The organism is Citrobacter sp. Cm046, from assembly GCF_030333065.1.
In the GTDB taxonomy this organism is placed as follows: Bacteria; Pseudomonadota; Gammaproteobacteria; order Enterobacterales; family Enterobacteriaceae; genus Citrobacter; species Citrobacter murliniae.
In genome coordinates this window covers 1-23,209 of sequence record NZ_JAOWGP010000027.1, presented here as the reverse complement: position 1 = coordinate 23,209, position 23,209 = coordinate 1, and the positions used below count along the sequence as shown (strand labels likewise).

Genomic DNA, 23,209 nt, shown 5'->3' with positions numbered 1-23,209 from the left:
GTACCAGATGTAAAAAAGGAGCCTTTCGGCTCCTTTTCTGGTTACGCGTTTTTCAGCACTTCGCTGACAATCTCAACCGCTTCTTTTTCAATCTGCTTGCGGTGTTCTTCACCCAGGAAGCTCTCGCAGTAGATTTTATAGGCGTCTTCAGTACCTGACGGACGTGCGGCAAACCAGCCATTGTCAGTCATCACTTTCAGACCGCCGATAGAAGCACCATTGCCTGGCGCCGCCGTCAGACGCGCGGTGATCGGATCACCCGCCAGCGTGCTGGCACTGACCATCTCCGGAGAGAGTTTAGACAGCGCTGCTTTCTGCGCGGAGGTCGCGCTTGCCTGCAAACGGTTATAGCTCGGCGCACCAAAACGCGCGGCCAGCTCGTTGTAATGCTCTTGCGGGTTCTTACCGGTCACGGCAGTAATTTCGGCCGCCAGCAGACACATAATGATCCCGTCTTTGTCGGTCGACCACGGTGTACCGTCGAAACGCAGGAAAGAAGCCCCCGCGCTCTCCTCGCCGCCGAAGCCGAAGCTACCGTCGAACAGGCCATCAACAAACCATTTAAAGCCAACCGGTACTTCAACCAGTTTACGTCCTAAATCATTCACCACACGGTCAATCATCGCCGAAGACACCAGCGTTTTGCCAACGGCAACGTCTTCGCCCCACTGCGGGCGATGCTGGAACAGATAGTTGATCGCGACTGCCAGATAGTGGTTCGGGTTCATCAACCCGGCCGGAGTGACGATGCCGTGACGGTCATAATCTGGATCGTTAGCAAATGCCAGATCGAACTTATCACGTAGCGCCAGCAGACCCGCCATCGCACACTCGGAAGAGCAGTCCATACGGATAGCACCGTCTTTGTCGAGATGCATAAAGCGGAAGGTCTGATCAACCTGATCGTTAACAATGGTCAGATTCAGTTTGTAGTGCTCGGCAATACGCTTCCAGTATTCGATACCGGAGCCACCCAGCGGATCGACACCCAGCGTCAGTCCCGCTTTCTGGATCGCGGCCATATCAACAATGTCAGCCAGTCCTTCAACAAACGGCTGAACGAGATCCTGCTCTTTCACATGACCCGACGCCAGCGCCGCATCCAGTGAAATTCGCTTAACACCGTTAAGTCCATCAGCCAGCAGCGCGTTGGCACGATCTTCCACCACTTTAGTGACGTTAGTATCTGCCGGACCACCGTTTGGCGGGTTGTATTTAATGCCACCATCTTCCGGCGGGTTGTGCGACGGCGTGATGACAATGCCATCAGCCAGCGGGCCGCCTTTTTTGTTGTGGACCAGGATTGCATTTGACACGGCAGGCGTTGGCGTAAAGCCGTTATTTTCCTGCACGATGACATCAACACCGTTTGCCGCCAACACTTCCAGTACAGAGATAAATGCCGGTTCAGACAGCGCATGGGTGTCTTTGCCCACATAACAAGGCCCGGTAATCCCGTTTTTCGCACGTTCTTCGGCAATGGCCTGGGCGATTGCCAAAATATGCGGCTCGTTAAAACTGTGACGACCTGCACTACCACGATGCCCGGATGTCCCGAACTTAACGGCGTGCTCAGCATTCCCGGCTGTTGGTTTCAGTACATAGTACTGTGCCGTCAGTTGGGCGACGTTAATCAAATCACTCTGTTGTGCAGGCTGACCTGCACGCTTGTGGATTGCCATTGCCTGGTCCCTCTAATGCAAGGATTAAATTGTTCCGCAAACCTTTTCAATCAATTCCGCAGGGAATTGCATTGACTGCATGATGTGTTCAACCATGCTGCATTTGCGGCCGGTATTCGTGTTGGTGATCACCCAGTACGGTGTGCCAGGCACATGTTTCGGCTTGGTTTGATTACCATTTTTCAGCAGCGTCTGTTCATCCGCTGCAAAATAGACGCGTGTGCGACCGTGTAACGACTCCGTTGCTTCAGCAAACGCGTGCTGATCCAGTGAATAGAGTGTAGACAGCACCAGCATAAAGCGATTCACTGCTTTTTTCTGTTCCGCATATTCATCGGAAAGCAGCAGTTCACGCATGGCGCGCACTTTATCTTTAACGGGGTCGACCGGCTTGGCTTCCACGACAGGTTGCACGGCGCGGACTTCTTTTACCACCGGAGTGGCAGGCTGTGATGCGGCAGAAAACTTCAACATACGCCGTAAAATGTCGGATGCGCTCTCGCCGATATGCTTGGTGTGGCTGGCAATATAGCTATAGAGTTCATCATCAACTTCAATCGTTTTCATCTTAATCCAGTGCGGTGTCTTAGCTGAATACAAGTTGTTGGGATTATTACACCTAGTGTAAAGGCAAATCCCAACAGCGGATAGCGTCAAGCCTGATGGCCAGAAAAACTCGGAGTAACCGTAGTTGTTGCAGCCCTGTGGCAGAATGGTCAACATGATACCCTAACCCGCTAGTGTGAAAAAAAGAACTTTGCCATGAAATTGAATATCCGAGCGCAATCTGCACAAAACCTGCACAATAATTCCCCCATCGTCCTGGTTCACGGTCTGTTTGGCAGCCTGGATAACCTGGGCATACTGGCACGTGACCTGGTAGTCGATCACGACATCATTCAGGTTGATATGCGAAATCACGGGCTCTCCCCTCGTTCGCCAGAGATGAATTACCCGGCCATGGCGCAAGACCTGTTGGATACACTGGACGCCCAACAAATAGAAAAAGCGACTTTTATTGGTCACTCAATGGGGGGCAAAGCGGTGATGGCGCTAACCGCGCTGGCACCTGAACGTATCGATCAACTGGTGGCTATCGATATTGCACCGGTTGACTACCATGTCCGTCGTCACGATGAGATCTTTGCGGCGATTAATGCCGTGACGGATGCACAAGCCGCATCACGCCAGCAGGCGGCAAGCGTGATGCGCCAGTACCTGAAAGAAGAAGGCGTAATCCAGTTTCTGCTGAAATCCTTTGTTGACGGCGAGTGGCGTTTCAATGTCCCCGCATTGTGGGACCAGTATCCTCATATTGTGGGCTGGGAAACCATACCTGCATGGGATCATCCGGCGCTGTTCATCCCTGGTGGAAACTCGCCGTATGTTACCGAAGCGTACCGTGACCAATTACTGGCGCAATTCCCTCAGGCAAGGGCGCATGTTATTGCAGGTGCAGGTCACTGGGTACACGCAGAAAAACCAGATGCGGTCCTACGCGCCATCCGTCGTTATCTGACGGACAAGGCCAACTGATTAAAAACTCAGCGTCCGCGCGCGATTACGTGCGTGGGCGTTGGCGCGCCCCCCCTGCTGATGTATGATGGCGCGCTATCCATCCGGGCAGACGCCTGGCTGATTGTTTCCCCGAAGTCACCAAGATCATGGCCAAAGAACAAACGGACCGTACGACATTAGATCTGTTCGCGCAGGAGCGTCGCCCGGGACGACCCAAAACCAATCCGCTTTCGCGTGATGAACAGTTACGTATTAATAAACGTAATCAGCTTAAACGCGACAAAGTTCGCGGGCTTAAGCGTGTCGAACTGAAACTGAATGCCGACGCCGTTGACGCTCTGAACGAGCTGGCGGACGCACGTAACATGAGTCGCAGTGAACTCATCGAAGAGATGCTGATGAACCAACTCACCACGTTGCGTGGTCAGGCATAGTCTGAATTTCTGCTCTAAATCATAAATCGTGTAGCACAGAGTGCAGTCCCGCGTGTTTGCTGTTTCCGCATGCCTGACTGTTCTGCTATGATTGCCCTTATCCGTGGGCATTGCGCCACCACCATTTCAATAAGTTTCAAGAGGTTATTTTACTCATGGCAATCACTGGCATCTTTTTCGGCAGCGACACCGGTAACACCGAAAACATCGCAAAAATGATTCAAAAACAGCTTGGTAAAGACATTGCCGATGTACATGACATTGCAAAAAGCAGCAAAGAAGACCTGGAAGGGTATGACATTCTTCTGCTCGGTATCCCAACCTGGTATTACGGTGAAGCGCAGTGTGACTGGGACGACTTCTTCCCTACTCTCGAAGACATTGATTTTAACGGTAAACTGGTTGCGCTGTTTGGCTGCGGCGACCAGGAAGACTACGCAGAATATTTCTGTGATGCGTTAGGTACCATCCGCGACATCATCGAACCACGCGGCGCAACCATCGTCGGTCACTGGCCAACGGCGGGTTATCACTTTGAAGCGTCTAAAGGCCTGGCTGATGATGACCACTTTGTCGGTCTGGCTATTGATGAAGATCGCCAGCCTGAGCTGACCGCTGAACGCGTAGAAAAATGGGTTAAACAGATTTCTGAAGAACTGCATCTCGACGAAATCATTAACGCCTGATTTCATGCGGCGTAGAAACGTATCTACGCCGCATCAATAGATAAAACCAATCAAAATAATTGCTACAAATTTGTAACTTTCTCGCCTGACCCTGTACAATGGCTGGATGCCAATCGGGTATTGCACAGAGTGTTTGTCGGCGATACCACGTTTTGATTAACAATATTTGCCAGAGACTTGCTGTTTTCATTTAGACATGGCAGTTCTATAATGATACGCATTATCTCAAGTGCAATTTCTGTCACTTCTGTTAATGAAGTGAACCGCTTAGCTACAGGACAGATTCCGCATGACTGACAATAATACCGCATTAAAGAAGGCTGGCCTGAAAGTAACGCTTCCTCGTTTAAAAATTCTGGAAGTTCTTCAGGAACCGGATAACCATCACGTCAGTGCGGAAGACTTATACAAACGCCTGATAGACATGGGTGAAGAGATTGGTCTGGCGACCGTGTATCGCGTGCTGAACCAATTTGATGATGCCGGTATCGTAACCCGCCATAATTTTGAAGGTGGCAAATCCGTCTTCGAATTAACCCAACAGCATCATCACGATCACCTGATTTGCCTCGACTGTGGCAAAGTGGTCGAATTTAGCGATGATTCCATCGAAGCGCGTCAGCGTGAGATTGCGGCTAAACATGGTATTCGCTTAACCAACCATAGCCTCTATCTGTACGGTCACTGCGCTGAAGGCGATTGCCGCGAAGATGAGCATGCGCACGACGCCAAATAATATGATGTTTTCTGAAAAGCCAACCCTGCGGTTGGCTTTTTTTATAAGCTAAACCTGGCCGGGGGCCTCTTCCTTTCGAGTCAATGCAGCTTTAATGTAAAATTCACCCTACCTCATCGGAGAGCCGAAATGGAGCTTCGCCAGCTACGCTATTATGTTCGTATTGTAGAAACCGGCAGTATGGGCAGCGCGGCGCTCGATCTCAATATTGGTGTTTCGGCTCTCAGCCAGCAAATGACCCGGCTGGAAAACGAACTCGCTATTCGCCTGCTGCAACGAACCTCTCGTGGCGTGACGCCCACCAGCGCCGGACTGGCTTTTTACTCCCAGGCACAACTGGCATTACGTCACGCAGACGATGCGATCCTCGCGGCTCGAGAGGCCCGGCTTTCCGGTCACGTCAGCGTCGGAATGGCTCCCAGTACCGCATCCGTGCTCGGTGTGCCTTTCATTAATGCAATGCGGGAAAACTATGCAGATGTCCGCCTGCATGTGGTGGAAAGCCTCTCCGGTAACCTGGAGCGGATGATTAATACCCGCCAAATTGATTTAGCAGTGGTGTTTCAAAAGGAAAAAATCCTGCGCTGGAGCGCCAGACCGATTCTCGAAGAACGGCTATTTTTGATTGGCACCCATGCTTTACTGGATGATATTACGGATGACAATATCGCCCCTGCCCAGCTGGTTAATATTCCATTGATAATGCCAAGCCCGGGTCACGGCCTGCGCGGCAGACTGGATGCTATCTGCCAGGAACATGCTCTGAACATTGAGATCACTACAGAAATTGATGGTCTGACGCTGTTGATGAGCGCCGTTCGCAGTGGAATCGGTGCCACATTACAACCCGGCGCGGCGATTTCGCATCTCGATAAAGAGACGCTAAGAGTGATCGGCGTCCATAATCCAATACTTAGCCGCCCTAATTTTCTTGTCAGCCTTTCTGATGATGAACTTACCCCCGCAGGTCTCGCTGCCCGCGTGATACTGACCAAAGTGATGTGTCAACTGGTGGAAGCAGGAAGCTGGCCAGGCGCAATTCTTTACAATAACTAAAGGGCTATTTAGCATCACAGCGTAGCGCCCACACAACTTACACGTATACATTTTAATTACAAATTTAACAATTAGTTAAATGGTAATGGAGTATACGATGGTTGATGTTCTGGTGATTGGCGGCGGCAATGCCGCATTATGTGCTGCCTTAACCGCCCGGGAGCAAGGGGCTTCTGTATTACTGCTCGAAGCAGCCCCCCGAGAATGGCGCGGAGGGAATTCCCAACACACGCGTAATTTACGCTGTATGCATGATGCCCCACAGGATGTCCTGGTAGAGAGCTATCCAGAAGAGGAGTTCTGGCAGGATCTCTGGCGTGTAACTGAAGGAAATACCAACGAAGCACTGGCGCGGTTGGTGATACGTACCTCTTCGCAATGTCGCGACTGGATGCGCCAGCACGGCGTTAATTTTCAACCCCCTCTTTCCGGTGCTTTGCATGTGGCGCGCACTAACGCCTTCTTTATGGGCGGCGGAAAAGCTCTCGTGAATGCCTATTATCGCAGCGCAGAAAAGCTGGGCGTGCAAATTCGCTATAACACACCGGTCCAGGCGCTAGAACTGCATAATGGCGAGTTCGTAGCGGCACTGGCAGGCAAAGAGCGCATTGTGGCTAAGTCCTGCGTGCTTGCCGCCGGGGGGTTTGAATCTAACCGCGAATGGCTGCGGGAGGCGTGGGGCAAGAATGCCCGCGGCGAGTGGCCTGCGGATAACTTTCTTATTCGCGGCACACGCTTTAACCAGGGCGTACTGCTTAAATTTATGATCGATGCCGGGGCGGACATTGTCGGCGATCCCTCCCAGTCACACTGCGTGGCGATTGACGCCAGAGCACCATTATACGATGGCGGAATTTGCACCCGTGTGGACTGTGTCTCGCTGGGCATAGTGGTAAATCGTGATGCTGAACGTTTTTATGATGAAGGCGAAGATTTCTGGCCAAAACGTTACGCTATCTGGGGACGGCTGGTTGCCCATCAGCCCGGACAAATTGGCTACTCCATTATCGACAGTAAAGCGATCGGCCACTTCATGCCTCCGGTCTTTCCTGGCGCACAGGCCAATACGCTGACAGAGCTTGCTCGCCAGTTGGGACTGGATGTCGAACGCTTTACCCACACCATCATGCAGTACAACAGCGCCTGCCTGCCTGGGCAATTCGATCACACCACGCTGGATAACTGCGCAACACAAGGTCTGACACCGGCGAAAACACACTGGGCACGACCATTAGATACGCCACCTTACTATGGCTATGCCTTACGCCCGGGGATCACCTTCACCTATCTGGGGCTGAAAGTGGACGAACATGCCGCAGTACACTTTGCCGGACAGCCAAGCCGCAACCTGTTCGTTGCCGGAGAGATGATGGCGGGCAACGTGCTGGGTAAAGGCTATACCGCTGGTGTAGGAATGTCTATCGGCACAACTTTTGGCTGTATTGCCGGAAAAGAGGCCGCCCTGGCTGCACAAAAGGAGGCTCATCATGAAGCAGCTTGAGAAATTGATCATTGAAGCGCAAATTCTCACCGAGCCGGAAGCAGAGGTTGAACGTGTGATGCAGGTCTGTAATGCCTGCCGCTATTGCGAAGGTTTTTGCGCAGTTTTTCCGGCGATGACTCAGCGCCTGGAATTTGGTAAAGCGGATATAAACTATCTGGCAAACTTGTGCCATAACTGTGGTGCTTGTCTGCACTCCTGCCAATATGCTCCGCCCCATGAATTTGCTCTCAATGTACCGAAAGCGATGGCGGAAGTACGGCTGGAAACCTATCAGCACTACGCCCAACCCGCGGCCTTTGGCGCGCTTTATCATCGGGCAGGCGTAACCACGACGCTGTCGCTGGTTTTCGGCCTTATCGTGTTTCTGCTCCTCGCCATGGGTTTAAAGGGTTCATTATTCCATCCTCCACTGGCCGGGGATTTCTATCAAATTTTTCCGCATAACCTGCTGGCATGGATGTTTGGCTCTGTTTTTATCCTGGCAATAGGTTTGCTTATGGCAGGCGTGATCCGCTTCTGGCGAGAGATCTCCCCGGGTATGCCGCGTTCCGCGGAAATTGCTGAAGCCTCACACAATGCGCTGACGTTGAAATATCTCGACGGTGGGCACGGCAAAGGTTGTAACGAAGCGGATGATGCCTTCACTCTGATGCGTCGCCGTTTCCATCACTTCACCTTCTACGGTTTTATGCTCTGCTTTGCCGCCACCATCGTAGCGACGGGCTATCACTACTTCGCAGGTATAGAAGCACCCTACCCGTTCTTTAGTCTTCCAGTGATCCTTGGCACCTTGGGCGGTATTGGTTTAGTTGTAGGCCCTGCTGGCTTGTTATGGCTGAATCTTAAGCGCTCACCGCTACATGGTGACGCGCGGCAAAAACCAATGGATCGCGGTTTTATTTTGCTGCTGCTACTGACCAGCCTGACTGGTTTAGCGTTGCTGGCAGGTAGAGACACCTCCTGGATGGCTATTCTGCTGGCCATTCATCTCGGCGTGGTCATGGCACTCTTTCTGACCATTCCTTACGGAAAATTTGCCCACGGATTTTACCGCTGCGCTTCCTTACTCAAGTGGGCAATAGAAAGACAGCGCGGAAAACAGGCGGGAGTCGCAGGCGACTAACCCACACACTCTTACCTCTATAAAAACAAGATAAAGACAATGGAGAGCAAACCCAATGACACAACAACCATCGCGCGCTGGTACTTTCGGCGCAATACTGCGGGTAACCAGCGGTAATTTCCTCGAACAGTTCGACTTTTTTCTGTTCGGTTTTTACGCCACCTATATTGCAAAAACGTTCTTTCCCGCAGAGAGTGAATTTGCTGGCCTGATGCTGACCTTTGCCGTTTTCGGTTCAGGCTTCTTAATGCGACCTGTTGGTGCAATTGTACTGGGAGCTTACATAGACAGAATTGGTCGCCGTAAAGGGCTGATGGTGACGCTCGCGATTATGGGTTGCGGTACCCTGCTAATTGCCCTGGTTCCCGGCTATCAAAGTATCGGTCTGTTGGCCCCTGCGCTGGTATTACTGGGACGATTATTACAGGGATTCTCTGCTGGTGTGGAGTTAGGAGGCGTCTCTGTTTATCTTTCTGAAATTGCCACACCGGGGAATAAAGGCTTCTACACCAGTTGGCAGTCTGCCAGTCAACAGGTTGCCATTGTGGTGGCGGCTCTGATTGGTTACGGTCTGAACGCCACGCTGGCGCACGATGAGATCTCTGAATGGGGATGGCGCATTCCATTTTTTATTGGTTGCATGATTATTCCTTTGATTTTCGTTCTCCGCCGCTCGCTTCAGGAGACTGACGCATTTTTACAACGCACGCACCGTCCCGACACCAGGGAAATTTTCACCACTATCATCAAAAATTGGCGTCTCATCACAGCGGGTACGCTGCTGGTGGCAATGACCACTACCACATTTTACTTTATCACCGTTTATACCCCGACCTACGGCAGAGCCGTGCTACACCTCAGCGCCCGCGACAGCCTTATTGTCACCATGCTGGTCGGTATTTCTAACTTTATCTGGCTGCCAATTGGAGGTGCAATTTCAGACCGAATTGGCCGTCGTCCGGTGCTGATGGGTATTACCGTGCTCGCATTGATCACCACCTGGCCTGTAATGCACTGGCTGACTGCCGCGCCAGATTTCACCCGTATGACGTTGGTACTGCTTTGGTTCTCGTTCTTTTTTGGCATGTACAACGGGGCAATGGTTGCAGCGCTCACTGAGGTGATGCCTGTTTATGTACGTACAGTGGGTTTTTCACTGGCTTTCAGTCTTGCCACTGCTATTTTTGGCGGTCTGACGCCAGTAATATCAACGGCGTTGGTTCAGTTAACAGGAGATAAAAGTTCACCTGGATGGTGGCTGATGTGTGCAGCACTTTGCGGGCTCTCCGCCACGGCAATGCTGTTTGTCCGTTTAAGCCGAAATTATCAACCGGCAGACAATAAACTCTGAAATGCAGACGGGCGGAGAAATATCTCCGCCCGTTTTGTTCGAACCGCGTTTTATTTTGCCGAGTTCTTGCTGCGAATTTCCTGCCAGACCTTGTCACAATCGGCAGAGACAGCCTGATCGTTGCCCGTGCGCGTAGCCTGAATACACTGCTGGTAATCCAGCACGCGAACACTTTCTTCATTGGCAAACTGCTGGTGCTGCTTTTCTTTCTTCAGCACGTTTAACACGCTTTGGCAGGCCTCTATTTTCTCCGGTGAGCCCTGCGCGGTATTAATGCATGCGCTGTAGGCTTCTTTAAGACGGCTATCTTCTTTCGGTGCCGGTGATTGTGCACAGGCCACCAGCCCCGATGCCATAACGGTGATGAGTATCAATTTTTTCATAGCACACTCCTCAACAATGCGGCAGGCACCAGGCCCGCCGCTGTTGGCATTAGAAGATGGTGAACGGAGCAATAACGATGAACTTCACGTCACGCTCATCCTGGAAGATGTTGCCGTAACCACCACCCCAGCTCGGAATGTTTGAATGGTTGTCGTACTCGGTGAAGTGCAGTTTAAACATAGTGCCCTTCGCACGACCGTCCTGCAGGGTGTAGACCGCATCCAGGCTGTAAGATGATTCTTCGATGGTACGATTTTTGTCGTAGTACGCATCCGGGTTGATCTGCCAGGTAGATGGCTTGGCATCCCATGCGTAAACGTATGATGCACCCACAGCCCAGCCAGGCAGGTTCCAGTTCTTCAGGTCGTACATCGCACCGAAGAAGACGGCCTTTTCACCGTTGGCGTTGAAGTCAGAACGGTTATCCCACCAGATATCCAGACGACCGTTTGAAGACGCATACGTCGGGGTCATACGCTGCAGGAAGTAACCTTGCTGCCCGTCTGCTTTAACCCAGGTTCCTTCCAGTCGCAGATCAACCACTTCCGCCACTTTGTAGCCGAAGGTCAGCGCCTGCAGCCAGGCTGTACCGTCATAAATGTTGCTAGCGGTGCGGTCATCAACCTTGTCACGCGCACCATAGAACTGATAGCTGGTAGTAAACGGATTGCCGCCTAAATCAAATTTGTAACTGGCTTTCGCGAAGTATTGATCAACATAGCCTTCGGACTGACCAAATGCCGCTTCAAGCAACAGGTTATTTTTGAAATCATATTTAGCGCCGATGGAATGGAGGTAATCAACTTTAGTCTTTTTATCGGCCTGATAGAATTTATCGACTTCGGTGTGCCACGGAGCTTTATACTCGTTTGCCCACATATAGGAGAAGCTCAACGCGCCAGCATCGCCGTAGTCAAAGTTGGCACCAGCTTCAGCACCCTGATAGGTCCCTGGCATAAAGCTCCAGTGCGGAGCCAGCAGAGTCTGCCCGGTAGGTTGAATATAACCGGCGCGCGCCCAGGTCGGGCCAAACTTAAATTTCGCCGCCGCTTTATACAGACTTATTCCGCTCTTATCGCCGGAATAATCTTCGTCATAGCCTTTATTTTTTTTCGAGAATGCAATTTCGTTTGGATGCCCGCTGTCGCCATTTTCCGCCATTTCAATTGCGGTAAAAGCAGCCACATCAAGGCCGAACATATCGGCCACATAACCGGACTGGAAATCGAGGTTAGCGTTCCAGGTGGCGTGAGAAAGGTTGGTTTTGTATTTGTCGTCATCGGTAACATCTTTACGGTCACGCTCACGCTGCCAGTAATAGATGCCGCCAGTCAGTGTTGAATCATCAAAAAAACCTTCGGCTTGCGCCTGGGGAACGACAACCAAACCCGACATTGCTGTAATACCGGCGATAACCAGCGCCAGCGTACTACGTTTGCCACTAAACGTACGCATATGTTAATCCTCTTTGACGTATAAAATGCTGCCGACTAAAAGCGAACAGCGAAAAAACAAAAATTAAAAAAGTAGCGCTGAGAAAACCTCATTGACTACAATGGATAGACTATTTTTCGCGACGCGAATTATCAATCTCTTTTTGTAACCATTATGTAAGAACATGAGCAACCGCACATATTTCATTGCTTTCTGTTACATTTTCATCGAGAAATAAAAAAGCGTTGAAAAAATGAAAAAATGCTTGTTTTCCATGAAGATGAAATCGGTTTCAGTCCAGAGAAGCTCTTCACTCAAGGTTTTGATTCAAAAATAAGAAATGGAAAAACTCATTCCTGAATAATAATTATTTTGCTCCGCAAACAGAGTTGTTACGTGTTTTCTGGCAAAAAAAACGCCGCAGAATGCGGCGTTTGAAAGGATGTATTGCTGCGGTTTATTCGCCCGCTTTCGCCCACGTATCACGCAGACCAACGGTACGGTTAAATACCAGCTTGTCCGCTGTTGCGTAGCGGCTGTCGAGGCAGAAGTAACCTTCACGTTCAAACTGGAACGCTTTGCTCGCAACTGCAGACTTCAGCGACGGCTCGCCGTAACCCTGTTTGATAACCAGTGACTCAGGATTAATGACGGACAGGAAGTCGTCCGCGGCGCCTGGGTTTGGTACGCTAAACAAACGGTCATACAGGCGGATTTCAATCGGCAGCGCATGTGCAGCGCTAACCCAATGAATAACGCCTTTTACTTTACGCCCATCAGCCGGATCTTTGCTCAGCGTATCAGCATCATAGGTGCAGAAAATAGTGGTGATATTACCTTCTGCATCTTTCTCTACACGCTCGGCTTTAACAACATAAGCATTACGCAGACGGACTTCTTTGCCCATTACCAGACGCTTGTACTGCTTGTTAGCTTCTTCGCGGAAGTCAGCACGATCGATCCAGATTTCACCGCTGAACGGCACTTCACGGCTGCCCATTTCCGGTTTATTCGGATGGTTCGGCATGGTAACCAGTTCGCTTTCACCCTGCGGATAGTTTTCGATAACCAGTTTCACTGGATCAATAACTGCCATCGCGCGCGGAGCGTTTTCGTTCAGATCTTCACGAATACAGGATTCCAGAGAGGCTATCTCAATGGTGTTGTCCTGCTTGGTCACGCCGATGCGTTTGCAGAACTCACGGATAGCAGCGGCCGTGTAACCACGACGACGCAAACCAGAGATAGTCGGCATACGCGGATCGTCCCAGCCTTCAACATGCTTGTCGGTAACCAGCAGGTTCAGCTTACGCTTGGACATCACGGTGTATTCCAGATTCAGGCGCGAGAATTCGTACTGGCGCGGATGAACCGGAATAGTGATGTTATCCAGCACCCAGTCATACAGACGACGGTTGTCCTGGAATTCCAGCGTACACAGTGAATGCGTGATACCTTCCAGCGCATCGCTGATGCAGTGGGTAAAGTCGTACATCGGATAGATGCACCACTTGTTACCGGTCTGATGATGCTCGGCAAACTTAATGCGGTACAGCACCGGATCGCGCATAACGATAAACGGTGAGGCCATGTCGATTTTCGCACGCAGGCAGGCTTTACCTTCTTCAAAGCCACCGGTACGCATTTTTTCGAACAGTTCAAGGTTCTCTTCGACGCTACGATCGCGGAACGGACTGTTTTTGCCCGGCTGGGTCAGCGTACCGCGGTATTCACGGATTTCGTCAGCAGACAGTTCGTCGACGTACGCCAAACCTTTGTTGATAAGCTCTACCGCATAAGCGTGCAGTTGATCGAAGTAATCCGAAGAGTAGCGAATATCGCCAGTCCAGTGAAAACCTAACCATTCAACGTCATTTTTAATCGATTCAACGTACTCGATGTCTTCTTTAACCGGGTTCGTATCATCAAAACGCAGGTTGCACTGGCCCTGGTAGTCTTGCGCAATACCAAAGTTCAGACAGATGGATTTCGCGTGGCCAATGTGCAGATAGCCATTTGGCTCCGGCGGAAAACGGGTATGGATAGTGGTGTGCTTACCACTGGCCAGATCTTCATCGATGATCTGACGAATAAAGTTACTCGGGCGGGCTTCAGCCTCACTCATCGTGGATTCCTCAAAGCGTAAACAACGTATAACGGCGTATGATCTTATAACCCGGACAGACTGACAACCCTTAGTTACGCAAAATACGTATCAGACAGGCATTATGAGGGCAATTGCTGCAAAAAAAAGCGGCGGAGGATAATCCCCCGCCGCTTAAATATCGCGTGTTAGTTGTCGGATCGCGGCGCTTTGCGCCTTATCCGGCTACAGCGATTATTTACTTTTAATTTCGTACAGTGGCGTTTGACCTGCAACCACATGACCTTCGGCTTTGATCACCAGACCACCGAAATCATCGCTGTTGCTGCAAACAACCGGGCTAATCATTGAACGTGCATTGGCGTTCAGATACTCCAGATCCATTTCCAGAATAGGTTGACCTGCAGTAACTTCCGCACCTTCTTCAACCAGACGTTTAAAGCCCTTGCCTTCCAGCGCGACGGTATCGATACCCATATGGACAACGATTTCCGCGCCTTTTTCTGTTTCCAGACAGAACGCATGGTTGGTGTTAAAGATCTTCACGATGGTGCCTGCTGCCGGGGAAACAACGATTTTATCCGTCGGTTTCACTGCCACGCCGTCACCTACCGCTTTGCTGGCGAAAGCTTCATCAGGAACTTGCTCCAGGGCAACCACATCACCGGTAATCGGAGAAACCAGTGCTTCGACAGTTACCGCATTCGCGACCGCCTGCGGTTTGACAACCGGAGCCGCTGCTGCTGGTGCACTTTCACCAGACGCTGCTGCAACCGGACCACGGGCCACAACTTTCTTCATCTCGTCGCCGATGGATTCTGCTTTCGCACCCACGATGACCTGGATAGTTTGCTTGTTCAGTTTCACCACACCGGATGCGCCTAAACGTTTACACATCGCATCGTTGACGCGACCAGAGTCGACAACGGTCAGACGCAGACGAGTGATACAGGCGTCAATCGCTTTCAGGTTATCCGTACCGCCAACCGCAGCAATGTAGTTGGTGGCCAGTTGCGCTAAACCTTCTTCGGTATTGCTGTTTGCTTCGTCAGTAACAATTTCGTCTTCTTTATCTTCGCGGCCCGGCGTTTTCAGGTTAAACATGCGAATAACCGCGCTGAACAACACAAAGTAGATGACGAAGAACACCAGCCCCATCGCTACCAGCATCCAGACGTTCTGGCTTGCTGCCGGCAAGTTGTACATCAACACGTAGTCGATAGCACCTGCGGAGAAGGAGAAGCCCGCGTGGATCCCCAGCAGCGTTGCGACGAACAGGCTGATACCCGTTAACAGTGCGTGCAGGAGGTACAGCAATGGTGCCAGGAACATGAACAGGAATTCCAGCGGCTCGGTAACACCGGTCAGGAACGCAGTGATCGCCACAGACAGCAGCATACCGCCAACCATCGGACGACGTGCTTTCGGTGCTGCAAAGTACATCGCCAGCGCCGCACCCGGCAGACCAAACATCATGATCGGGAAGAAGCCTGACATGAACATACCCGCAGTGCCGTCGCCCGCATAGAAGCGGTTGATGTCACCGTGGAATACTGCGCCTGCCGCATTGGTGAATTCACCAATCTGGAACCAGGCAATGGTGTTCAGAACCTGATGCAGACCGGTTGGGATCAGCAGACGGTTGATGAAACCAAAGATACCGGAACCCAGCGCGCCAGCGCCCACGATCCACTCACCACCTGCATGGATAGCGTTCTGCACCGGCGGCCACACGTAGCCGAAGATAGCAGCCAGCACCAGGCAAAAGAAACCGGTGGCGATTGGCACAAAGCGTTTACCGCCGAAGAAGCTCAGGAAGTCAGGCAGTTTGATACCAGACCAGCGGTTATACACCGCACCACCGACCAGACCGGTAATAATACCTGCCAGCACGCCCATGTTGATCGCCGGGTTGATGGTAACCATTGCTTTGGTCAATATGAAATAACCGACCGCACCTGCCAACGCTGCAGCACCTGCGCTGTCTTTAGACCAGCTGGATGCCACACCGATGGCAAATATTAATGCGAGGTTATCAAAGATGGCCCCACCCGCTTGCGCGATGAAGGGTACGTTAAGCAAATCTGGTTGGCCAAATCGCAGCAACAGTGCCGCGACAGGCAGCACAGCGATGGGGAGCTGTAACGCCCTACCCAGCCGCTGGAAAAAACCTAAAATATTCATTTTATTCCCCCTACGAGACCCCGATTAGGCTCCTTTGAAGCCATATTTTTATTGTGCGACCATTACCAACAACAAGATTTTCTGGAACAACGATATTAACCATTCATCTACATTCAGAGTGTGTGAAAAATTAATTCGTATCGCAAATTAAAAGCATGTTTTTTGTGATTCCAGTCACCAAATATCGTTATAAACCCTCCCTTTCACTGGCTAACTACGAAAACTTATTTTATCATTCAAAAAATCGAAACGGATTGATCCTTACCGATGCAAAACCAGGTTACGCTTAATACAGCACAGCGACTCAATCCGCCAATTGCTTACATTTACTTTTGAGGTGAAGAATGAGACTGATCCCCCTGAATACCGCTGAACAAGTCGGCAAATGGGCTGCTCGCCATATCGTTAACCGTATTAACGCGTTTAAACCAACGGCAGATCGTCCGTTTGTTCTGGGCCTGCCAACTGGTGGTACACCGCTGACAGCCTATAAAGCATTAGTCGAAATGCACAAAGCGGGCCAGGTGAGCTTCAAACATGTTGTCACTTTCAACATGGACGAATATGTAGGTTTGCCGAAAGAGCATCCGGAAAGCTACCACAGCTTCATGCACCGTAACTTCTTTGATCATGTTGATATTCCAGCAGAAAATATTAACCTCCTCAATGGTAACGCGCCGGATATTGATGCAGAATGCCGTCAGTATGAAGAAAAAATCCGTTCTTACGGTAAAATCCATCTGTTTATGGGTGGCGTAGGCAACGACGGACATATCGCGTTCAACGAACCTGCCTCTTCTTTGGCTTCCCGCACACGTATCAAAACGCTGACTCATGACACTCGCGTAGCTAACTCACGCTTCTTTGATGGCGACGTAAGCCAGGTGCCTAAATATGCGCTGACCGTAGGTGTTGGCACCCTGTTGGATGCTGAAGAAGTGATGATCCTGGTGCTGGGCCATCAAAAAGCACAGGCGCTGCAAGCAGCCGTTGAAGGTAACGTCAACCATATGTGGACCATCAGTTGCCTGCAGTTGCATCCGAAAGCCGTCGTTGTCTGCGATGAGCCTTCAACAATGGAACTGAAAGTGAAAACGCTGAAATACTTCAACGAGTTAGAAGCGGAAAATATTAAAGGTCTGTAATGGTATCTCCGCCCTGCCGAAAAAGTTGCAGGGCGGCATTTTTTGAAATCGGGGGTCGGAATGTATGCTTTAACCCAGGGCCGGATTTTTACCGGTCACGAAATTCTTGATGACCATGCGATTGTTGTCGCTGATGGCCTGATAGCCAGCGTCTGCCCACTGGCGGAATTACCGTCCGGGATTGAACAACGCTCACTGAATGGGGCCATTATTTCCCCCGGTTTTATTGATGTGCAGTTAAACGGCTGCGGCGGCGTACAGTTTAACGATACGGCAGAAGCCGTCACCGTTGAGACGCTGGAAATCATGCAGAAAGCCAATGAAAAATCAGGCTGCACTAACTACCTGCCCACGCTAATTACCACCAGCGATGACCTGATGAAACAAGGCGTTCGCGTAATGCGCGAATACCTGGCGAAACAGCCCAACCAGGCATTAGGACTTCACCTTGAAGGTCCGTGGCTGAACCTGGTGAAAAAAGGTACCCATAATCCGGGTTTTGTCCGTCAGCCTGACGCTGCGCTGGTCGATTTCCTGTGCGATAATGCGGACGTCATCACCAAAGTGACGCTGGCACCAGAAATGGTCCCAACCGAAGTGATAACAAAGCTGGTAAATGCAGGTATTGTCGTTTCAGCAGGCCACTCTAACGCAACGGTAAAAGAAGCCAAAATTGGATTCCGTGCGGGTATCACCTTTGCAACGCACCTGTTCAACGCGATGCCTTATATTACTGGCCGCGAACCAGGTCTGGCAGGCGCAATACTTGATGAGGCCGATATTTATTGCGGTATCATCGCCGACGGTCTGCATGTTGACTACGTTAATATTCGTAACGCCAAGCGCCTGAAAGGTGACAAACTGTGCCTGGTGACCGACGCAACCGCCCCGGCAGGTGCAAATATTGAACAGTTCATTTTCGCTGGTAAAACAATATACTACCGCAATGGACTGTGTGTGGATGAGAACGGCACGCTGAGCGGCTCTTCGTTAACCATGATCGAAGGCGTACGTAATCTGGTTGAACATTGCGGTATTGCACTGGATGAAGTCCTGCGCATGGCGACTCTCTACCCTGCTCGCGCAATCGGCGTCGACAAACAACTCGGCAGCATCGCGCCAGGCAAAGTAGCCAACCTGACCGCGTTCACGCACGACTTTAAAATTATCAAGACCATCGTTAATGGCAACGAGGTCGTTACTGAGTAAGAGAAAGAATGACACCAGGCGGACAAGCTCAAATAGGTAATGTTGATCTCGTAAAACAGCTTAACAGCGCGGCAGTTTATCGCCTGATTGACCAGCATGGGCCAATCTCGCGAATTCAGATTGCCGAGCAGAGCCAACTTGCCCCCGCCAGCGTAACAAAAATTACGCGTCAACTGATTGAACGCGGGCTGATCAAAGAGGTTGATCAGCAGGCCTCCACTGGAGGCCGCCGCGCTATTTCTATCGTCACCGAAACCCGCAATTTCCACGCTATCGGCGTACGCCTGGGCCGCCACGACACCACGCTCACACTCTATGATATGAGCAGCAAAGTGGTCGCAGAAGAGCATTATCCTCTTCCCGAGCGCACACAGGAAACGCTGGAGTATGCGCTGCTCAATACGATTTCCACCTTTATTGATAGCTGCCAGCGGAAAATCCGTGAACTGATTGCTATCTCTGTCATTCTGCCAGGGCTGGTTGATCCCGAAAGCGGCGTTATCCGCTACATGCCGCATATTCAGGTTGAAAACTGGGGGTTGGTCGAAGCGCTGGAGAAACGTTTTCAGGTAACCTGCTTTGTCGGCCACGACATCCGCAGTCTGGCACTTGCCGAGCACTATTTTGGGGCAAGTCAGGATTGCGAAGACTCCATTCTGGTGCGCGTCCATCGCGGGACCGGGGCTGGGATCATCTCAAATGGCCGAATTTTCATTGGTCGCAACGGCAACGTCGGTGAAATTGGTCATATTCAGGTTGAGCCGCTGGGTGAACGCTGCCACTGCGGGAATTTTGGCTGTCTGGAAACTATTGCAGCTAACGCATCCATTGAGCATCGCGTACAAAACTTACTCAAGCAAGGCTATCCGAGTCGACTGACGCTGGATGATTGCAACATTAAAACCATCTGTAAGGCTGCGAATAAAGGCGATAACCTGGCGTCGGAAGTCATTGAGCACGTTGGTCGCCATCTTGGCAAAACCATCGCTATCGCCATTAACCTGTTTAACCCGCAAAAAATCGTCATTGCCGGTGAGATTACTGAGGCAGATAAAGTGCTGCTCCCGGCAATAGAAAGCTGCATTAATACCCAGGCGTTGAAGGCGTTTCGCCACAATCTGCCCGTGGTTCGCTCCACGCTGGACCACCGCTCAGCCATTGGCGCATTTGCGCTGGTGAAACGCGCTATGCTCAACGGTTCGTTGCTGCAACGTTTGCTGGAAAATTAATGCTCTCATAGAATATTGGGTTACTATCAGACTCCTGACAAATTCCCTGGGTAGTTCATGACCATCAAGAATGTAATTTGTGATATCGACGGCGTGCTGATGCACGACAATGTTGCCGTACCGGGTGCGGCAGAGTTTCTGACCGGCATCCTAGAAAAAGGTTTGCCGTTAGTCCTGCTGACTAACTACCCTTCTCAGACCGGGCAGGATCTGGCGAACCGCTTCGCCACGGCGGGTGTGAATGTCCCCGATAGCGTCTTTTATACTTCCGCCATGGCCACTGCCGATTTTCTGCGTCGCCAGGAAGGGAAAAAAGCCTACGTCGTGGGTGAAGGTGCACTGATCCACGAACTGTATAAAGCCGGCTTTACCATTACCGATGTTAACCCCGACTTCGTGATTGTCGGCGAGACGCGCTCCTACAACTGGGACATGATGCATAAAGCAGCATATTTTGTTGCCAATGGCGCACGCTTTATCGCAACCAACCCGGATACCCATGGCCGCGGTTTTTATCCCGCCTGTGGTGCGCTCTGCGCCGGTATCGAAAAGATCTCCGGGCGTAAACCATTTTATGTCGGCAAACCCAGCCCATGGATTATTCGCGCGGCACTCAACAAAATGCAGGCGCACTCCGAAGAGACCGTTATTGTCGGTGACAACCTGCGTACAGATATTCTGGCAGGCTTCCAGGCTGGCCTTGAAACCATCCTGGTGTTGTCTGGCGTATCCACGCTTGACGATATCGACAGCATGCCGTTCCGACCAAGCTGGATCTACCCTTCCGTTGCCGAGATAGATGTTATCTAAGCACTTCTGTGCCGGAGATCAGCGTGAACGCGCCATCCGGCACACAAAATCACTCCATTCAATAAAACTGCCGATTTACTGATAATTCATCAATAAATACGCTTATTACGTAATCTTTTTTCACCATTCAATAATCATCATTGAGTTTTTTACTTTCAGCACGCCAAACTCCTTGCGCCTCCACCGCCTTTGCGGCATTTTCTTAATCAAGCAAACACAAAAAGCATCACGCAACAGGTTAACGGAGAAGGTTATGTGTTCTATTTTTGGCGTATTCGATATTAAAACAGACGCAGTTGAGCTGCGTAAAAAAGCCCTGGAATTGTCCCGTCTGATGCGTCATCGTGGCCCGGACTGGTCGGGTATTTACGCCAGTGATAACGCCATTCTGGCACATGAGCGTTTGTCGATTGTCGACGTCAACGCAGGTGCTCAGCCGCTGTACAACATGAAAAAAACACATATTCTGGCGGTGAACGGTGAAATCTATAACCACCAGGCGTTACGCGCTGAATACGGCGACCGCTACCAGTTCCAGACCGGTTCTGACTGTGAAGTTATCCTCGCGCTGTATCAGGAAAAAGGGCCAGAATTCCTCGACTCCCTGCAGGGTATGTTTGCCTTTGCGCTGTACGACAGCGAACAAGACGCCTACCTGATTGGCCGCGATCATCTCGGGATCATCCCGTTGTATATGGGCTATGACGAACACGGTAACTTCTATGTCGCCTCAGAAATGAAAGCGCTGGTTCCGGTGTGCCGCACGATTAAAGAATTCCCAGCCGGTAGCTATCTGTGGAGCAAAGATGGCGAAATTCGTCAATACTACCAGCGCGACTGGTTTGAATACGATGCGGTAAAAGACAATGTGACGGATAAAAACGAACTGCGTCAGGCGCTGGAAGACGCCGTCAAAAGCCATCTGATGTCAGATGTCCCTTACGGTGTACTGCTGTCCGGCGGCCTGGACTCCTCCGTTATTTCTGCCATCACCAAAAAATACGCGGCGCGTCGTGTTGAAGATCAGGAACGCAGCGAAGCCTGGTGGCCTCAGTTGCACTCCTTCGCTGTGGGTCTGGAAGGCGCACCAGATTTGAAAGCCGCGCAAGAAGTGGCGAACCATTTAGGCACCGTGCATCACGAGATCCACTTCACCGTGCAGGAAGGTTTGGATGCGATCCGCGACGTCATCTATCACATCGAAACCTACGATGTAACAACAATTCGCGCCTCAACGCCGATGTACCTGATGTCTCGTAAAATTAAAGCGATGGGCATTAAAATGGTGCTGTCGGGTGAAGGTTCAGACGAAGTCTTTGGCGGCTATCTCTACTTCCATAAAGCGCCAGACGCGAAAGAGCTACATGAAGAAACCGTGCGTAAACTACAAGCGCTGCATATGTTTGACTGTGCTCGTGCCAACAAAGCGATGTCTGCCTGGGGTGTCGAAGCCCGCGTTCCCTTCCTGGATAAAAAATTCCTCGATGTGGCGATGCGCATCAACCCGCAGGATAAAATGTGTGGCAACGGGAAAATGGAAAAACATGTCCTGCGCGAATGCTTTGAATCTTACCTGCCAGCCAGCGTGGCGTGGCGTCAGAAAGAGCAGTTCTCTGACGGCGTCGGTTACAGCTGGATTGACACGCTGAAAGAAGTGGCAGCAGAGCAAGTTTCCGACCAGCAACTGGAAACCGCCAGCTTCCGCTTCCCGTATAACACGCCATCATCGAAAGAGGCGTACTTGTACCGTGAGATTTTCGAAGAACTGTTCCCGGTAGCAAGCGCTGCTGAATGCGTGCCTGGCGGCCCGTCTGTCGCCTGTTCTTCAGCAAAAGCAATTGAATGGGATGAAGCGTTCAAAACCATGAACGATCCATCAGGCCGTGCAGTTGGTGTGCATCAGTCAGCTTATAAGTAAGCAAATCATCAGAAAAGAGCCCTGCGGGGCTCTTTTTTTATGTCGATTTAACGTGCGGAAAAACAATTAATAACTAATAATTGCCGAATATTGCGTCATGCTGTTCGCAACCTAACCAAACAGTCACATTCCAGCTATTTTCCATGAAAAAGGGGTTGACGCTTCAAAGCTCAATACGCATAATGCGCCCCGCAACGCCGATAAGGTAACGCGAAAAAAAGATGGCTACGTAGCTCAGCTGGTTAGAGCACATCACTCATAATGATGGGGTCACAGGTTCGAATCCCGTCGTAGCCACCATCTTTTTTGCGGGAGTGGCGAAATTGGTAGACGCACCAGATTTAGGTTCTGGCGCCGCAAGGTGTGCGAGTTCAAGTCTCGCCTCCCGCACCATTCACCCGTAAGCGTTGCACGGATGGGGTATCGCCAAGCGGTAAGGCACCGGTTTTTGATACCGGCATTCCCTGGTTCGAATCCAGGTACCCCAGCCATTTTTTCTTCGATATAGCGGTTCACCGCGACGGTCATTGGGGTATCGCCAAGCGGTAAGGCACCGGTTTTTGATACCGGCATTCCCTGGTTCGAATCCAGGTACCCCAGCCATCGAAGAATATGATAATATATGGCTACGTAGCTCAGCTGGTTAGAGCACATCACTCATAATGATGGGGTCACAGGTTCGAATCCCGTCGTAGCCACCAT

The 23,209-nt window shown here is 51.0% G+C and carries 20 protein-coding genes and 5 tRNA genes; 19 read left to right on the top strand and 6 right to left on the bottom strand.

Annotation, left to right across the window (positions count from 1 at the left end; genetic code table 11):
• Positions 1-41: 41 nt before the first annotated feature.
• Positions 42-1,682, bottom strand: a complete 1,641-nt coding sequence (gene pgm, locus OGX98_RS01190) for a phosphoglucomutase (alpha-D-glucose-1,6-bisphosphate-dependent) (RefSeq protein WP_045441073.1) — start codon at positions 1,680-1,682, stop codon at positions 42-44.
• Between the two features lie 24 nt (positions 1,683-1,706).
• Positions 1,707-2,249, bottom strand: a complete 543-nt coding sequence (gene seqA, locus OGX98_RS01185; protein WP_045441072.1) for a replication initiation negative regulator SeqA — start codon at positions 2,247-2,249, stop codon at positions 1,707-1,709.
• Positions 2,250-2,444: 195 nt separating this feature from the next.
• On the opposite strand from seqA, the gene ybfF reads away from it, so the two are divergent.
• From ybfF to OGX98_RS01140, 9 genes are all read left to right on the top strand, one after another.
• Positions 2,445-3,218 (top strand): esterase, encoded by a 774-nt coding sequence (ybfF, locus tag OGX98_RS01180; RefSeq protein ID WP_045441071.1) that lies wholly within the window; start codon positions 2,445-2,447, stop codon positions 3,216-3,218.
• A gap of 128 nt (positions 3,219-3,346) precedes the next feature.
• Positions 3,347-3,634, top strand: a complete 288-nt coding sequence (ybfE, locus tag OGX98_RS01175; RefSeq protein WP_045441070.1) for a LexA regulated protein — start codon at positions 3,347-3,349, stop codon at positions 3,632-3,634.
• Positions 3,635-3,789: 155 nt separating this feature from the next.
• Positions 3,790-4,320 (top strand): flavodoxin FldA, encoded by a 531-nt coding sequence (gene fldA, locus OGX98_RS01170; RefSeq protein WP_045441069.1) that lies wholly within the window; start codon positions 3,790-3,792, stop codon positions 4,318-4,320.
• A gap of 210 nt (positions 4,321-4,530) precedes the next feature.
• Complete coding sequence (locus tag OGX98_RS01165) at positions 4,531-4,617, top strand: ryhB-regulated fur leader peptide (protein WP_100247215.1); 87 nt, start codon at positions 4,531-4,533, stop codon at positions 4,615-4,617.
• Complete coding sequence (gene fur, locus OGX98_RS01160; protein ID WP_045441068.1) at positions 4,610-5,056, top strand: ferric iron uptake transcriptional regulator; 447 nt, start codon at positions 4,610-4,612, stop codon at positions 5,054-5,056. Before OGX98_RS01165 ends, fur begins: the two co-directional genes overlap by 8 nt.
• A gap of 129 nt (positions 5,057-5,185) precedes the next feature.
• Complete coding sequence (gene tcuR, locus OGX98_RS01155; RefSeq protein WP_048221850.1) at positions 5,186-6,112, top strand: tricarballylate utilization LysR family transcriptional regulator TcuR; 927 nt, start codon at positions 5,186-5,188, stop codon at positions 6,110-6,112.
• A gap of 97 nt (positions 6,113-6,209) precedes the next feature.
• Positions 6,210-7,613, top strand: coding sequence for an FAD-dependent tricarballylate dehydrogenase TcuA (tcuA, locus tag OGX98_RS01150; RefSeq protein WP_286594715.1), 1,404 nt, complete (start codon positions 6,210-6,212; stop codon positions 7,611-7,613).
• Positions 7,600-8,739 carry a tricarballylate utilization 4Fe-4S protein TcuB gene (gene tcuB / locus OGX98_RS01145; RefSeq protein ID WP_286493548.1) on the top strand — a complete coding sequence of 380 codons (1,140 nt, stop codon included), beginning with the start codon at positions 7,600-7,602 and terminating at the stop codon, positions 8,737-8,739. Before tcuA ends, tcuB begins: the two co-directional genes overlap by 14 nt.
• Positions 8,740-8,794: 55 nt before the next feature.
• On the top strand, positions 8,795-10,090 hold the full coding sequence (locus OGX98_RS01140) for an MFS transporter (protein ID WP_045441064.1): 1,296 nt from the start codon (positions 8,795-8,797) through the stop codon (positions 10,088-10,090).
• Positions 10,091-10,140: 50 nt separating this feature from the next.
• Here OGX98_RS01140 and OGX98_RS01135 read toward each other — a convergent pair whose 3' ends face one another.
• The 4 genes from OGX98_RS01135 to nagE form a co-directional block, all read right to left on the bottom strand.
• Positions 10,141-10,473 (bottom strand): ChiQ/YbfN family lipoprotein, encoded by a 333-nt coding sequence (locus OGX98_RS01135; protein WP_045441063.1) that lies wholly within the window; start codon positions 10,471-10,473, stop codon positions 10,141-10,143.
• 49 nt (positions 10,474-10,522) lie between these two features.
• Positions 10,523-11,929, bottom strand: a complete 1,407-nt coding sequence (gene chiP, locus OGX98_RS01130) for a chitoporin ChiP (RefSeq protein WP_286594714.1) — start codon at positions 11,927-11,929, stop codon at positions 10,523-10,525.
• A 436-nt stretch (positions 11,930-12,365) separates the two neighbouring features.
• Positions 12,366-14,033, bottom strand: a complete 1,668-nt coding sequence (gene glnS / locus OGX98_RS01125; protein WP_045441061.1) for a glutamine--tRNA ligase — start codon at positions 14,031-14,033, stop codon at positions 12,366-12,368.
• A gap of 213 nt (positions 14,034-14,246) precedes the next feature.
• A complete protein-coding gene (gene nagE, locus OGX98_RS01120; protein ID WP_045441060.1) occupies positions 14,247-16,196 on the bottom strand; it encodes a PTS N-acetyl glucosamine transporter subunit IIABC in 1,950 nt (649 codons plus the stop codon).
• A gap of 344 nt (positions 16,197-16,540) precedes the next feature.
• Between nagE and nagB the strand changes: the two genes are divergently transcribed.
• From nagB to OGX98_RS01070, 10 genes are all read left to right on the top strand, one after another.
• Positions 16,541-17,341 (top strand): glucosamine-6-phosphate deaminase, encoded by an 801-nt coding sequence (nagB, locus tag OGX98_RS01115; RefSeq protein ID WP_003022803.1) that lies wholly within the window; start codon positions 16,541-16,543, stop codon positions 17,339-17,341.
• Positions 17,342-17,401: 60 nt separating this feature from the next.
• Positions 17,402-18,550, top strand: a complete 1,149-nt coding sequence (nagA, locus tag OGX98_RS01110; RefSeq protein ID WP_286594713.1) for an N-acetylglucosamine-6-phosphate deacetylase — start codon at positions 17,402-17,404, stop codon at positions 18,548-18,550.
• A gap of 8 nt (positions 18,551-18,558) precedes the next feature.
• Complete coding sequence (gene nagC / locus OGX98_RS01105; protein WP_048221855.1) at positions 18,559-19,779, top strand: DNA-binding transcriptional regulator NagC; 1,221 nt, start codon at positions 18,559-18,561, stop codon at positions 19,777-19,779.
• 57 nt (positions 19,780-19,836) lie between these two features.
• Positions 19,837-20,589, top strand: a complete 753-nt coding sequence (gene nagD / locus OGX98_RS01100) for a ribonucleotide monophosphatase NagD (protein WP_038638796.1) — start codon at positions 19,837-19,839, stop codon at positions 20,587-20,589.
• Between the two features lie 253 nt (positions 20,590-20,842).
• Positions 20,843-22,507: an asparagine synthase B gene (asnB, locus tag OGX98_RS01095; protein WP_045441057.1), complete on the top strand. Its 1,665-nt coding sequence runs from the start codon at positions 20,843-20,845 to the stop codon at positions 22,505-22,507.
• Positions 22,508-22,730: 223 nt separating this feature from the next.
• Positions 22,731-22,807, top strand: a tRNA-Met gene (locus OGX98_RS01090).
• A gap of 8 nt (positions 22,808-22,815) precedes the next feature.
• A tRNA-Leu gene (locus OGX98_RS01085) sits at positions 22,816-22,900 on the top strand.
• 23 nt (positions 22,901-22,923) lie between these two features.
• A tRNA-Gln gene (locus OGX98_RS01080) sits at positions 22,924-22,998 on the top strand.
• A 37-nt stretch (positions 22,999-23,035) separates the two neighbouring features.
• Positions 23,036-23,110: transfer RNA gene (locus tag OGX98_RS01075), tRNA-Gln, on the top strand.
• Positions 23,111-23,131: 21 nt separating this feature from the next.
• Positions 23,132-23,208: transfer RNA gene (locus tag OGX98_RS01070), tRNA-Met, on the top strand.
• Position 23,209: the final 1 nt, after the last annotated feature.